General features: G+C 43.7%; 14 protein-coding genes. 10 read left to right on the forward strand and 4 right to left on the reverse strand.

The features are described 5' to 3' along the window. Nucleotides 1-941 precede the first annotated feature (941 nt). The 4 genes from ACZ9AO_RS03345 (at nt 942) to ACZ9AO_RS03360 (ending at nt 4,879) form a co-directional block, all read left to right on the forward strand. A complete protein-coding gene (locus tag ACZ9AO_RS03345; protein WP_034309170.1) occupies nt 942-1,928 on the forward strand; it encodes a class I SAM-dependent methyltransferase in 987 nt (328 codons plus the stop codon). Nucleotides 1,929-2,106: 178 nt separating this feature from the next. Beyond that, entirely contained in the window at nt 2,107-3,312 is a 1,206-nt protein-coding gene (locus ACZ9AO_RS03350; RefSeq protein ID WP_476108488.1) for an acetate kinase, read from the forward strand. Between the two features lie 215 nt (nt 3,313-3,527). Beyond that, nucleotides 3,528-4,370, forward strand: a complete 843-nt coding sequence (locus ACZ9AO_RS03355; RefSeq protein WP_476108489.1) for an EcsC family protein — start codon at nt 3,528-3,530, stop codon at nt 4,368-4,370. Further along, on the forward strand, nt 4,367-4,879 hold the full coding sequence (locus ACZ9AO_RS03360) for a MogA/MoaB family molybdenum cofactor biosynthesis protein (protein ID WP_034309163.1): 513 nt from the start codon (nt 4,367-4,369) through the stop codon (nt 4,877-4,879). Before ACZ9AO_RS03355 ends, ACZ9AO_RS03360 begins: the two co-directional genes overlap by 4 nt. A gap of 59 nt (nt 4,880-4,938) precedes the next feature. Here ACZ9AO_RS03360 and ACZ9AO_RS03365 read toward each other — a convergent pair whose 3' ends face one another. Continuing rightward, nucleotides 4,939-5,253, reverse strand: a complete 315-nt coding sequence (locus ACZ9AO_RS03365) for a hypothetical protein (RefSeq protein ID WP_034309161.1) — start codon at nt 5,251-5,253, stop codon at nt 4,939-4,941. 213 nt (nt 5,254-5,466) lie between these two features. On the opposite strand from ACZ9AO_RS03365, the gene ACZ9AO_RS03370 reads away from it, so the two are divergent. Both ACZ9AO_RS03370 and argH read left to right on the forward strand, forming a co-directional pair. After that, nucleotides 5,467-6,672 (forward strand): argininosuccinate synthase, encoded by a 1,206-nt coding sequence (locus ACZ9AO_RS03370; RefSeq protein WP_289350597.1) that lies wholly within the window; start codon nt 5,467-5,469, stop codon nt 6,670-6,672. Then, nucleotides 6,669-8,048: an argininosuccinate lyase gene (argH, locus tag ACZ9AO_RS03375; protein WP_034309155.1), complete on the forward strand. Its 1,380-nt coding sequence runs from the start codon at nt 6,669-6,671 to the stop codon at nt 8,046-8,048. Before ACZ9AO_RS03370 ends, argH begins: the two co-directional genes overlap by 4 nt. Before the next feature lie 52 nt (nt 8,049-8,100). On the opposite strand, the gene ACZ9AO_RS03380 is transcribed toward argH, so the two are convergent. Beyond that, nucleotides 8,101-8,538: a universal stress protein gene (locus tag ACZ9AO_RS03380; RefSeq protein WP_034311454.1), complete on the reverse strand. Its 438-nt coding sequence runs from the start codon at nt 8,536-8,538 to the stop codon at nt 8,101-8,103. Between the two features lie 242 nt (nt 8,539-8,780). Here ACZ9AO_RS03380 and ACZ9AO_RS03385 point away from each other — a divergent pair, with 242 nt between their 5' ends. After that, entirely contained in the window at nt 8,781-9,350 is a 570-nt protein-coding gene (locus tag ACZ9AO_RS03385; RefSeq protein WP_476108490.1) for a hypothetical protein, read from the forward strand. 81 nt (nt 9,351-9,431) lie between these two features. Here the strand turns inward: ACZ9AO_RS03385 and ACZ9AO_RS03390 are convergent, their stop codons facing one another. Then, nucleotides 9,432-10,529 carry a M24 family metallopeptidase gene (locus tag ACZ9AO_RS03390; protein WP_048681093.1) on the reverse strand — a complete coding sequence of 366 codons (1,098 nt, stop codon included), beginning with the start codon at nt 10,527-10,529 and terminating at the stop codon, nt 9,432-9,434. Nucleotides 10,530-10,648: 119 nt separating this feature from the next. Between ACZ9AO_RS03390 and ACZ9AO_RS03395 the strand changes: the two genes are divergently transcribed. The 3 genes from ACZ9AO_RS03395 to ACZ9AO_RS03405 all read left to right on the forward strand — a co-directional run bounded on the left by ACZ9AO_RS03395 (nt 10,649) and on the right by ACZ9AO_RS03405 (nt 13,117). Beyond that, nucleotides 10,649-11,329 carry a metal-dependent hydrolase gene (locus tag ACZ9AO_RS03395; RefSeq protein ID WP_048681095.1) on the forward strand — a complete coding sequence of 227 codons (681 nt, stop codon included), beginning with the start codon at nt 10,649-10,651 and terminating at the stop codon, nt 11,327-11,329. A gap of 172 nt (nt 11,330-11,501) precedes the next feature. Next, complete coding sequence (locus ACZ9AO_RS03400; RefSeq protein WP_034309145.1) at nt 11,502-11,726, forward strand: hypothetical protein; 225 nt, start codon at nt 11,502-11,504, stop codon at nt 11,724-11,726. A gap of 71 nt (nt 11,727-11,797) precedes the next feature. Beyond that, nucleotides 11,798-13,117 (forward strand): DRTGG domain-containing protein, encoded by a 1,320-nt coding sequence (locus ACZ9AO_RS03405; protein WP_251539781.1) that lies wholly within the window; start codon nt 11,798-11,800, stop codon nt 13,115-13,117. Nucleotides 13,118-13,144: 27 nt separating this feature from the next. Here ACZ9AO_RS03405 and ACZ9AO_RS03410 read toward each other — a convergent pair whose 3' ends face one another. Continuing rightward, on the reverse strand, nt 13,145-13,447 hold the full coding sequence (locus ACZ9AO_RS03410) for a YtpI family protein (RefSeq protein WP_034309143.1): 303 nt from the start codon (nt 13,445-13,447) through the stop codon (nt 13,145-13,147). Between the last annotated feature and the right edge of the window lie 32 nt (nt 13,448-13,479).

Here is a 13,479-nt window from a genome sequence, read left to right on the forward strand (position 1 = left end):
TGCGGGAAAAGCGTGTCTAGGGGAGACCCCGCAGGCGCAAGCCGAGGAGGCTTCCCGGACCGCCCGCGGAAAGCGAGTGCCTGAAGTGGAAATCAAGTCCCCCAATAACATTTCATGGTTCGGGGTGTGACCAGTCCTAGCCACCTTTTAGAAAAAAGGTTTTCTATCCAATTTCAAAACAAAGTTGATTGGAACGTAAGGTACGAGACTCCTGCGGGAAAAGCGTGTCAGGGGAGACCGCGCAGGCGCAAGCCGAGGGCAGACGTCCGCAGAAAGCGAGTGCCTGGAGCGGAAATCAACGTCCCCCAATAACATTTCATGGTTCGGGGTGTGACCAGTCCTAGCCACTTTTTAGAAAGAAAGGTTTTCTATCCAATTTCAAAACAAAGTTGATTGGAACGTAAGGTACGAGACTCCTGCGGGAAAAGCGTGTCTAGGGGAGACCCCGCAGGCGCAAGCCGAGGAGGCTTCCCGGACCGCCCGCGGAAAGCGAGTGCCTGAAGTGGAAATCAGTCCCCCAATAACATTTCATGGTTCGGGGTGTGACCAGTCCTAGCCACTTTTTTAGACAAAAGAGTTTCTATCTAAATTTCAAAACAAAGTTGATTGGAACGTAAGGTACGAGACTCCTGCGGGAAAAGCGTGTCTAGGGGAGACCCCGTAGGCGCAAGCCGAGGAGGCTTCTCGACCGCCCGCGGAAAGCGAGTGCCTGAAGTGGAAATCAATGTCCAAATTTTACACCTTGTATTTAATTTTCCTTTTACTTACTCATGGGTAAAATTTTGTAAAGGGAGTGGGCGCGAGAGATTCCTTAAATGAGGAATTTCAAAACGGAAAACGGTACATTAAATAATCGAAGAATGATGAGCAGGACGTACGGCTTGTATCTCTTTCTTCTTACCTTTAAAATAGGGACAGAATCAAACAGGAGGAATTAATAAGTGAAGTCTACCCCAGTTGAACAATTATTTTATGAATTTGATGAAACAGCTCAAATATTGCAAAGTGAACTATCATGTACGTATCTGGACGCCTTGGGCGAAACGGGCGAGAATTTCTTCCAAGGGAAAGTCCTGCAGGATGAAATCAGTGAAGTATCGAAGAAAAGGTTAGCGAAGCATTATGCAGATTTTTCACCAGAGAAATATGAGAAGGAAGCAATCCGTAAAGCGTATCAGCTTGCCATTTTAAAAGGCATGCAGCAGAGCGTTCAGCCGAATCATCATATGACTCCTGATGCAGTCGGCATGTTCGTCAGCTATTTAGTCGGTAAATTCACCAAGGACCAAAAAGAGATAGTCATGCTCGATCCAGCCATTGGGACGGGGAACTTACTATTTGCGATCATGAATCAACTTACTGATAAAAACATCGCTTCATATGGTGTCGAGATTGATGAAACCTTGATCAGGCTTGCTTATGCTGGTGCCAACTTGCAAGAACATCCACTGGAATTTTTCAATCAGGACAGCTTGGAGCCACTTTTCATCGATCCTTCAGATGTTGTGGTCAGTGATTTGCCGATTGGTTATTACCCGAATGATGTGCGTGCAGCTGAATATGAATTGAAGGCCGACAAGGGACATTCGTATGCACATCATTTGTTTATTGAACAAGGTGTTAAACACGCGAAGGATGGCGGACACCTATTCTTCATTGTCCCGAATAACCTGTTCGTCTCGGAAGAAGCTCCGAAACTCAATGATTTCCTGAAGAAGCATACACATATTCAAGGGATGGTGCAACTGCCGCTTTCCATGTTCAAGAATGAATCGGCTGCCAAAAGCATCCTGATTCTTCAAAAGAAAAAAGAGGGTATCGAAGCTCCGAAGAAGGCATTGCTTGTACAACTTCCGAAGTTGTCGGATTTCGAAGCGACAAGGTCTGTCATGCAACAGATGGATGATTGGTTTAAAGAGGAAAAATAATCAATGAAAGCTGATGCCGCAGGCATTGGCTTTCATTTTTTTTTGGAAAAGTGATGATTGGCAATTTTTCATTATTATTTGGTTGTAATCGCATGCCATGATAAGATTGTACAATACACTGCACGTCATCATTGAGATGCATATGGAAGAACTAACTTAGAGTAAAGGAGCAGGATCGATGTCAAAAGTCATGGCTATTAATGCGGGCAGCTCTTCATTGAAGTTTCAGCTTTTTGAGATGCCTTGTGAAAAAGTAATTACAAAAGGTATTGTAGAAAGAATCGGTTTAAAAAATTCCGCATTCACTTTAAGCGTCGAAGGCGAAGAGGTTTCTGAAACGGTGGATATACCCAATCATGAAGTGGCTGTAGGGCTTTTATTGAAAAAGCTCATTGACCATCGTATCATTGACTCCTTTGAAGAGATAGATGGCGTAGGGCATCGGGTGGTGCATGGCGGTGAGGTATTCAGTGAATCGGTCTTGATCACGGAGGATGTAATAGAGGAAATCGAAAAGCTTTCCGAGTTGGCGCCCCTTCATAATCCAGCCAATATCACCGGAATCCAAGCCTTCAGGCGAATACTTGATGATGTGCCAGCGGTTGCAGTATTCGATACGGCCTTCCATCAAACGATGGCAGCAGGTTCCTATTTGTACAGCTTACCTCTTGAATATTATGAAAAGTACGGAATAAGGAAGTATGGGTTTCATGGTACTTCACATAAATATGTATCGCAGCGTGCTGCCGAAATGATTGGCCGCCCAATTGAACAGCTTCGATTGATATCCTGCCATTTAGGGAATGGTGCAAGCATTACGGCCATAAAGGGAGGCAAATCAATTGATACATCAATGGGGTTTACTCCCTTGGCCGGTGTTACCATGGGAACGCGTTCAGGGAACATCGACCCTGCACTGATTCCTTATATCATGGAGAAGACGGGAAAAACAGCAGATGAAGTGCTGGATGTCCTGAATAAGAAAAGCGGCATGCTGGCCCTTTCCGGATTTTCCAGCGACCTGCGCGATATTCAAGTTGAAGCGGATAAAGGAAATGAACGGGCTGAACTTGCACTTAAAGTATTTGCAGACCGGATTCACAAGTACATAGGCTCCTATTCAGCTAAAATGGGAGGTGTGGACGGCATCATTTTTACAGCGGGCATCGGTGAAAACAGCCAAAAGATTAGAGGGCGTATCTTGGAGGGACTTGAATTCATGGGGGTATATTGGGATAAGGATCTCAATCATACCAAGGGCAAGGAAGCGTTCATCAATACACCTTATTCCCCTGTCAAAGTCATGGTCATCCCAACCAATGAAGAAATCATGATTGTCAGGGATACCGTGAAAATAGCTTTGAAAGAAACCTGGAAAGCATGACTTCCTGTTTTTTTATAATGATCTCCTTATCTCTCTGGTAAGGGGGTCTTTCCAGTGAATGCAGTCTATCAAATTTCTCGCCTTCTCATGGATTTTTTGTACTGGCAATCCATACCTTTGAACGCCGGATCGCCATCATCTATTCTCAGAAGTGCTTCCTTCTATGGTATACTTAAGGGAGAATCCACCAATTCTGTACATAGGAGGCTTGATGCATGGAATTCACGAACCGGGAAATGAAAGTTTGGAATGAAATTAGTGAATGGCAGGAAAAACTCTATCAATATGAGCCAACGGATCTTGCTGCATTGTATGATAAATGGTTGGAGCAGGGGTTTGCCCTGCTTCCGGAAAACGTCCAACAACAGTTTTTTGAAAAGCTTGATACTTGGCTTTTTCATTTGCATGCCATGGTTCAGAGCTCACAAGTTCAAATAGATGCAAGAGAGCGGATTTTAGCATCTGCGCGCGTGTTTGATGAAGAAATCGAAACGTTGAGTGATTTGAATCACTTATCGATCGATCAGTTGAATTACATAGCCAATCAGCATATCGCTAAGCATCGTTTATATTCTTTTGCACAAGGCGGGATGAGCGGATCAGGAGGCCTGCTTCTGCTGGGGAGCGATATTCCGGCCATGACCGTCATCAATGTCAGGATCGTACAGCTGATTGCGATGTCTTATGGTGTCGAGGTGAATACACCGTTTGAAATGATGCTGGCCCTTAAGGTATTCAATGCAGGAGCGATGCCAAAGAGGCTCCAAGGAATAGCCTGGGAAGAATTGATCCGGGAGGTCCAGACCGCAGAAGATGACTATTTTTATTTAGGAATCGAAGAATTGACAAACCCTACATGGATGGAACAGCCGCTCAAGCAGCTGTTGAAAGCATTATCCATTGCCGTTTTCCGCAAAAAACTGGTTCGGGGCATACCGTTCATCAGCATGGCCATCGGGGCTGGATCCAATTATCAAATGACCCGGAATGTCAGTGAATTTGCACAGAAGTTCTATCAATATCGTTATTTACTGGAAAAGAAGGCTGATGGTGAATGAGTGTCAAGAATCATAAAAAAGCCGTCACGGAGGCAGTTCGCTGCATGGTGATAACCGTCAGCGATACGCGTGATGAAGAAACGGATAAAAGCGGGGCACTGATGAAGGAATTATTGAAATCGAGTGGTCATGAAGTGACGGAATATGTAATCGTTAAAGATGAGCGGAAGGCGATTCAGGATGCGGTCACTTCTGGCAGCCAAAGCGGCATGGTTGATGTCATATTAACAAATGGGGGCACTGGCATCGCCAAAAGGGATGTAACGATCGAGGCGGTCAAAGAATTGATGACCAAGGAAATACCCGGTTTTGGTGAGATTTTCCGTATGCTCAGCTATCAAGAGGATATCGGGGCAGCTGCCATTCTCTCCAGGGCGATTGCCGGAGTCGTGAACAACAAAGCGGTTTTTTCCACCCCGGGTTCATCAGGGGCGGTTCGGCTTGCGATGAATAAATTGATTCTTCCGGAATTGGGACATGTCGTCGGTGAACTCCGCAAGGATTTATAAGAGGGATGCAAAAAAAGCCACAGTTTAAAACTGTGGCTTTTTTTTGCATGGAATAGGCCTTAATTATGCATCTTTTCCGTCACGGCTTGATTGGCACGATACCAAAGCCATAAATCATTGATGATGGAAGCAAGTTCCGCAATTTCGGAATTGAGCTGGCATGATTTGGCGAAATTACTCTCATCGGAGAGCCGAAACTGCTTTCGGTTAATCGTGGATTCCAGTTCCTTGATGCGGTCCGGGATGCTTCCCCGGATATTCTCCCAATGTACGAGTATTTGCTGCTGCTCGCCTTTTGTATATTCATCCCACTCCAGATTCAAATCGGGAATGGAGATGCCGAGCCTTTCATCATAGATAAATAGTTCTCTCATATGCCCTCCGCTTTTCGATTTATCATACTCCTAGTTTACTATATTCTCGCGGAAGCATCCAATGTGTAAATTCCCTGAAAATATTAGCGTATTATTTAGCGAAATCTTTAAAATACCCCTTGTATTCCATTAATAAAGATGATAAAGTACTAATCATAGATTGAATAAAAATAACAAACGATGAATTTTTATTCACACGAAAGGACGATGGAAATGGAAAATCAAAAAGTTGTTTTAGCATATTCCGGAGGTTTGGATACTTCCGTTGCAATTAAATGGTTACAAGATCAAGGGTACGAAGTTGTGGCATGCTGCTTGGATGTCGGAGAAGGAAAAGATTTGGACTTCATTAAGGAAAAAGCGATCACTGTCGGTGCGGTAAGTTCCTATGTCATTGATGCGAAGGACGAATTCGCTGATGAATTCGCATTGACGGCTCTTCAGGCACATACTTTGTATGAAGGGAAATATCCATTGGTATCTGCTTTATCACGTCCGCTGATCGCGAAGAAATTAGTGGAAGTGGCTGAAGCGGAAAACGCGGTAGCCGTTGCACACGGTTGTACGGGAAAAGGAAATGACCAAGTGCGTTTCGAAGTATCCATCTCCGCATTGAACCCTAATTTGCAAGTCCTTGCACCTGTTCGTGACTGGAAATGGTCTCGTGAAGAGGAGATTGAATATGCAGCGAAAAATGGCATTCCCGTTCCGATTGGCATGGCGAGCCCGTTCTCGATTGACCAAAACCTTTGGGGAAGAAGTAACGAATGCGGAATCCTGGAAGATCCTTGGGCAGCTCCGCCGGAAGAGGCCTATGATTTGACTACAAGCCTTGAATGTACGCCAGATACTGCCGATATCATTGAAATTGGTTTTGAACAAGGTGTGCCGGTTACATTGAATGATAAAAGCTATAAATTGGCTGACCTGATCGTCGAGTTGAATCAAATTGCCGGCAAACACGGAGTTGGACGTATCGATCACGTTGAAAATAGATTAGTAGGAATCAAATCACGTGAAGTCTATGAAGCTCCTGGTGCGATGACATTGATAGCTGCACACAAAGAACTTGAAGATATCACGCTTGTTAAAGAACTGGCTCACTTCAAACCGGTGATCGAGAAGAAAATGACTGAATTGATTTATGAGGGACTTTGGTTCTCTCCGCTTCAAAAAGCTTTGGCTGCATTCCTGAAAGAAACACAAGTGAATGTAACGGGTACGGTCCGTGTGAAACTATTCAAAGGTCATGCGATTGTTGAAGGAAGAAAATCCGAGTACTCCCTATATGACGAAAAATTGGCTACCTATACAAAAGCAGACGAATTCGATCATGATGCAGCAGTTGGATTCATTAAGCTATGGGGACTTCCGACGAAAGTGAACAGCATGGTCAATAACAAGAAGGTGACAGTGTGAGCAGCAAGCTTTGGGGAGGAAGATTTACGAAATCTGCCGAAGAATGGGTAGATGAATTTGGAGCTTCCATTTCCTTTGACCAGGAACTTGTCCTTGAAGATATTCAAGGCAGTTTAGCTCATGTAACCATGTTAAAGCAATGCAGCATTTTACCTGAAGAAGATGCGGATCAGATCATTGCGGGTCTGAAAAGTTTACAGGAAAAAGCTGAGAAGGGTGAATTGACTTTTAAGGTTGAGATGGAAGATATCCACCTCAACCTGGAAAGTATGCTAATAAGCGAAATCGGTCCAGTTGGCGGAAAGCTTCATACAGGAAGAAGCCGTAATGACCAAGTTGCGACCGACCTTCATCTGTATATGCGGAACCAAACGAAAGTGATTCTGGAACTCATCAATGATTTGCAAATAGCGATTTTGGGACAATCCAAGAAAAATGTGGAAACACTAATTCCAGGTTATACACATTTGCAGCGTGCACAGCCCATTTCGTTTGCCCACCATTTAATGGCTTATTTTTGGATGCTTGAGCGTGACAAGCAGCGCTTCACCGAGAGTTTCAAAAGAATCAACATTTCTCCATTGGGTGCTGGGGCATTAGCTGGGACGACTTTCCCGATTGACCGTGCCCTCAGTGCGGAGCTATTGGGGTTTGAGGGAATTTACGAAAACAGCCTTGATGCGGTAAGTGATCGTGATTTTGCCATTGAATTCATGAGCAACAGCGCGACAATGATGATGCATTTATCCCGTTTCAGCGAAGAAATCATTCTCTGGTCAAGCCAGGAATTCCAATTCATTGAATTGGATGATGCGTTTTCCACTGGAAGCAGCATCATGCCGCAAAAGAAAAACCCTGATATGGCGGAATTGATCCGTGGTAAAACAGGACGGGTTTACGGGAACCTAACGGGGTTATTGACTGTTTTGAAAGGACTGCCGCTTGCTTATAACAAAGATATGCAAGAAGATAAAGAAGGCGTTTTTGATACGGTTAAGACCATTGTTGGTTCACTTAAAATATTTGCCGGCATGATTTCAACGATGAAAGTGAAAACGGACGTAATGGAAAAAGCAACAAAAAATGACTTCTCGAATGCGACGGAATTAGCTGATTACCTGGCTTCAAAGGGAATGCCTTTCCGTGAGGCGCACGAAGTGGTCGGGAAGCTTGTATTATTCTGTGTCCAGAATGGCTGCTATTTAGTCGACCTGAGCATTGAACAATTCCAGGAAGCTTCCGAGTTGTTTGATCAGGATATTTATGATGCATTAAATCCTTATGAGGCAGTTAAACGCCGTAACAGTGCGGGCGGTACAGGTTTTGCCCAAGTCCTGCTGGCGATTGAAAAAGCGGAAAAACTGGTAAGTGAATAACAGGAAAAAGCTCGTTCACCAATTTGGCGAACGAGCTTTTTATCATTTTCTCTTATTGATTCGTACGCACGACCATTACATCACAGTTTGAATGGCGAACGATGCCTTCCGACACGCTGCCGATAAGGAAACGTTCGACTGCATTAAGGCCTGTTGCACCGCAGACAATTAAATCGATCGAATGCTTTTTCGCTAAATCCCTTGGAATTTGAACTTTAGGAGAACCATAGGCAACTTCTGTTTGGACCTTTGTAATCCCGGAGGCAATGGCTTCCGTTTTATACTTGTCCAATAGCTCATTGGCAAAGGTTTCAGAGTGATCACGGATAGTCATATCATAAGCTTCGACAGTAGGGAAATTCCTTGTATCCACGATGTGTGTGAGCACAAGGGTAGCGTCACTGAGTTTTGCTAAGTAGATGGCCTTTTTTAAGGCCCACTCTGCTTCTTCCGAGCCGTCCACCGCTACAAGAATATTTTTATAATCTATACTATTCAAGTGAATCTCCTCCTTCTATTTCATTCCTATTATACAATGATTTACCTAATGTATCTGATTTCAATTGTAACAAATTAGCGAATGTTTATGCCAATAATCTGGAAATCGCAAAATGAAACAATATGATTCCAACCTTATTATGATGTAATGAATCATGCAGTAACGAAAATCTCTCCTTTTTACCTTATTTATTTATTAATGGTAACCTTTGATGTGAGAGGGGAGTTTTTTCATTGAGTGTTTCAAAAATAGTAAACTATGCTTTATATTCATTTATGCTTTTGTATGCTTTGATCTATTTCATTTATATTTTCTTCATCAATTTTGTACATGCTTCGATCAGTTTTATGAGTATAGCAGCACTGCTGCTTCCATTTATTCTATTACTATTTTTTCAATGGATTTCATGGAAATATACCAATAAGCATAATAAAAGGAAACTCAAGATTAGATTTATAGTCATATTAAGCCTTGGCTTTGCCCTTCTAGTTTTTTGTGTGGTTCTGTTAGGGGTAAATGAATCTGAATCAAGGTTCACCAGTGTAAGATGGTTAAATGATGATAAAGGAAGAGTCTACCTGGTAGATGACTTAATCAATGAACATGAATTGATAGGCATGACAAAAGATGAAGTGTTCACGCTTTTAGGGTCTCCAACAGAAACGGAATATTTTAAAGAGGAAGATAATGTTGTTTATTATCTCGGTGACGAGAGGGGAATCATAAGAATAGATAGTGAATGGCTGGTCATTTGGTTTGACGGCAGTGATAAAGCAATGAAGTATGAACTGCGGACCGATTAGTTGATATGTTGAAAAAATACCCCCGTCTTAAATGAAGGCGGGGGTATTCGGATTTCGTTATATTAAATGGTTCATGCATTATCACTTTATGATTTGCAGGCTCTTCGGGAATTTGGTCAAAACCTCACAGCCGGCATCGGTGATCAATAGATCATCTTCAATCCTGACACCTGCAACATTTGGAACATATATGCCAGGTTCGATGGTATAAACCATTCCGGATTGAAGTTCGAGGGAATTCGTTTCAGTCAAGGATGGATACTCATGGACACTGATCCCAAGTCCGTGGCCGAGCCTGTGCGGGAAGAATTCACCGTATCCTTTATCCCTGATGATGTTTCTGGCCGTCAAGTCTATCTCGGAACAGGATACACCAGGTTTACTGGCTGCAACGGCAGCTTCTTGTGCTCTACGTACAGTTTCATATATTTCTGCCTGTTTATCATTGATATCTCCATAAGCAACCGTTCTAGTAATGTCAGAGCAGTACCCTTCATGAACGACGCCAAGGTCAAAGAGGACAAGGTCGCCGCGCTGAACCTTCGTATTCCCAGGTGTGCCATGCGGGGAAGCGCCATTTTTACCAGTCAGGACCATGGTGGAGAAAGACATTTGGCTCACTCCGGCCTTTTTCAATTCGTATTCAATCGCTGCAAGGATTTCCATTTCCGTTTTACCTTCATGAATTTCGCTGACACCCACTTCAATCGCAAAGTCGGCAAGGCGGCATGCTTCACGGATTTTGACCATTTCATCTTCCGATTTGATCATTCGCATCTTTTGAAGTTTTTCTTCTGCGGAAACAAGCTTCGGTGCTCCGAAGTGTTGTTGGACCTTTTCATAACGTTCCACATTCATATGCTCTTTTTCAATGGCCATTGTATGAATGGTTAAACCGCGATCCTTGACTGCTTGCTTAACTTTTTCCCAAGGGTTTTCAATGTCGGTGTAACCGATGATATCTCCATCCCATCCAGCCTGTTTAGCATCCGGAACTTCCATCTGCGGGCAGACAAGGAAAGGTTCGGCATTTGCAAAAATGGCAAGTGCCAGCAGTCTTTCATGAGGATCACTAAAAAACCCGCTCAAATAGAAGATGCTCTCTGTAGATGTAAGTAAAGCGGCTTCAGCTTCATTCGCCTGTAGCCAAGTTTGTAGTTCTTTCAAACGTTCATTCATGACGGTACCTCCATTAATAAGATATAATTACCTTAGCAATATTTAAAAGTATAGTAAATGGGAAAGGCCTAAGAAAGCTACATAAAAAAATTGTTGGTATTGGGAAGGGAGCATCAAAAATGAAAGTATCTTTTCATGGACATGCAGTTGTAAAAGTCGAAACGAATGGTAAAACGATTTTAATCGATCCATTCATTACTGGAAACGAATTGACCGATTTGAAGGTGGAAGATGTGAAACCGGATGTAATCATCTTAACACATGGCCATAATGACCACGTCGGTGATACGGTTGAATTGGCCAAAAGGCATGATGCGCTTGTCATCGGCATTGCAGAGATTGCCGACTACCTGGGTGATCAAGGGGTCAGGACCCACGGGATGAGCATCGGCGGAGCTTTCGAGTTCGACTTTGGAAAAGTGAAACTGACGCCAGCTTTCCATGGAACGGGATTCAATAATGGAGAGGGGCAAATCATTTATTTAGGAATGCCTGCTGGAATATTGCTTACGATAGAAGGGAAAACGATCTATCATGCAGGGGATACAGCGGTATTTTCCGATATGAAACTGATCGGGGAACGACATCCGATTGACTTGGCATTCTTGCCTATCGGCGACAATTACACCATGGGCCCGGAAGATGCAGCACTTGCAGCGAAATTCCTTCAAGCCAAACAAGTCGTGCCGATTCATTACAATACTTTCCCTGTCATCAAACAGGATCCTGAAAAATTCCTCGACTTGCTTGAAGAGGAAAATGGACTGATCATGGAAGCCGGGGATGAAATAGACTTTTAAAAGGAGCGGGAGCCTGCAGGGGCTTCCGTTTTTTATTTGGATTGTAAATGACGGATATACCTGTAGCATTTCCTTTTACGAAGATGATCCCGGCAAAATGAACGTTCAGCAGCCAAGTCTTTTTTCCTTTCACAGGCATAAAATGAATAGATGAAAAAAAAGGGGGGATTGGATGAAACAGAGGTTATTACTGTGTTTGCTTTTATGCGGTGTGATGCTGTATTATGCCGTGCCGCGCTTGTCGTTGGAAAGTGGCGGTCTGGAGGGTCTGTTTGCTGGATCCTGGCTGTTGTTTGCATTGTTGGCGGTAGCTGGAAACTTGACGGGCATACTATATTCTCCTAAGAAACAAAAGGTAAAACGCCAGCCGGAATACAAAAGGTTGCGCCAATACTAGTAGTTGTTTGATAAACTAGGCTCTTTGACCTTATAATGGAGAATAGGAATACCGTGAAAAGGGTGAAGCGCTTGGCTACAAAGCATGAACAAATATTAAAACATATCGATGGGCTCCCTGTCGGCGAAAAGATTTCCGTCCGTCAAATAGCGAAAGCATTGAATGTTAGTGAAGGTACGGCATACCGGGCAATTAAAGAGGCGGAGAACCAGGGCTACGTGAGCTCGATTGAGCGGGTAGGCACGATCCGCATTGAGAAAAAGAAAAAAGAGAATATTGAAAAGCTCACTTTTGCAGAGGTAGTCAATATTGTTGACGGACAAGTTCTTGGAGGGAAAACGGGACTTCATAAAACATTAAATAAATTCGTCATCGGGGCGATGAAGCTGGATGCCATGATGAGATATACAGGGGCAGGAAACCTGCTGATCGTCGGGAACCGTACACAGGCCCATGAGCACGCGTTAAAAGCGGGTGCAGCGGTGCTGATCACCGGGGGATTCGATACTGAAGAGCCTGTTAAAAGGTTAGCCGATGAATTGGAGATGCCTGTCATCTCAACGAGTTACGATACGTTTACCGTCGCAACGATGATCAATCGGGCGATTTATGACCAATTGATCAAAAAGGAAATCTTGCTGGTGGAGGATATTTTGACACCCGTACAGGAAACGACCTTTTTGACAGTGGGTGACCGGGTTCAGACCTGGCATGAACTGAATCAGGAATCGGGGCATAGCCGTTTCCCTGTTGTCGATGACAATATGAAGGTTCAAGGAATGGTCACATCAAAAGATATCATCGGACAGGAAGAGATGACTCTCATCGATAAGGTGATGACGAAAAACCCGATGACCGTAGGCGATAAAATGAGTGTGGCATCTTCTGCACATATGATGGTTTGGGAAGGGATCGAGTTAATCCCGGTCGTGAATGACAGTCATATCCTAAAGGGTATCGTGAGCAGGCAGGATGTGCTGAAGGCATTGCAAATGAGTCAAAGGCAGCCTCAGGTCGGCGAAACGATCGACGATACGATCACCAGCCAGCTTGTGATGACTTCGAATCGCGGCAAGGGCGAGGAAGTGTATAACTATGGCGTCACCCCGCAGATGACCAATTACCTTGGTACCATTTCAAGCGGTGTGTTCACGACATTGGTCACCGACTCGGCAAATCGTGCACTTAGAGGCTATAAGCGCGGTGACTTGGTCGTGGAAAACATGACGATCTACTTCATCAAGCCAGTCCAGATCGACAGTACACTTGAAATCCATCCGCGTGTCCTTGATGTAGGACGTAAATTCGGAAAAGTAGATGTCGAGGTGTTTAACCAAGGCAAACTTGTCGGCAAGGCGATGTTGACCTGTCAATTGCTGGACCGATCATGAAAAATAAAAAGGATAATCGAAATTCGATTATCCTTTTTGATTTGCAGCTTCTTCGATTGCATGCGGCAAATAAAATTTATACATTTTATAGCCGCCCCAAATACTGAATAAGCCAACGAAGATGAAAACGGCGGCAATGATATAAGTGATGGTCGTGTGGAATAGAAAAAGCTGATTGATTCCGAATAGTGCGACAAACGCACCGAGGGCAATGGAAGACTTCCCTGAAATCCACTTTTTCTCCATCGGCATTCTGGTTCGGACCGATTTGATTTTATAAAACAGATAGACCCCTAGTGAAAGAACGATCAAGGTGACAAGAATAGGCATCGTTTGAAATTCCCCCAATTTAACATATGTAC

It is taken from the genome of Peribacillus sp. TE19612 (assembly GCF_056279465.1).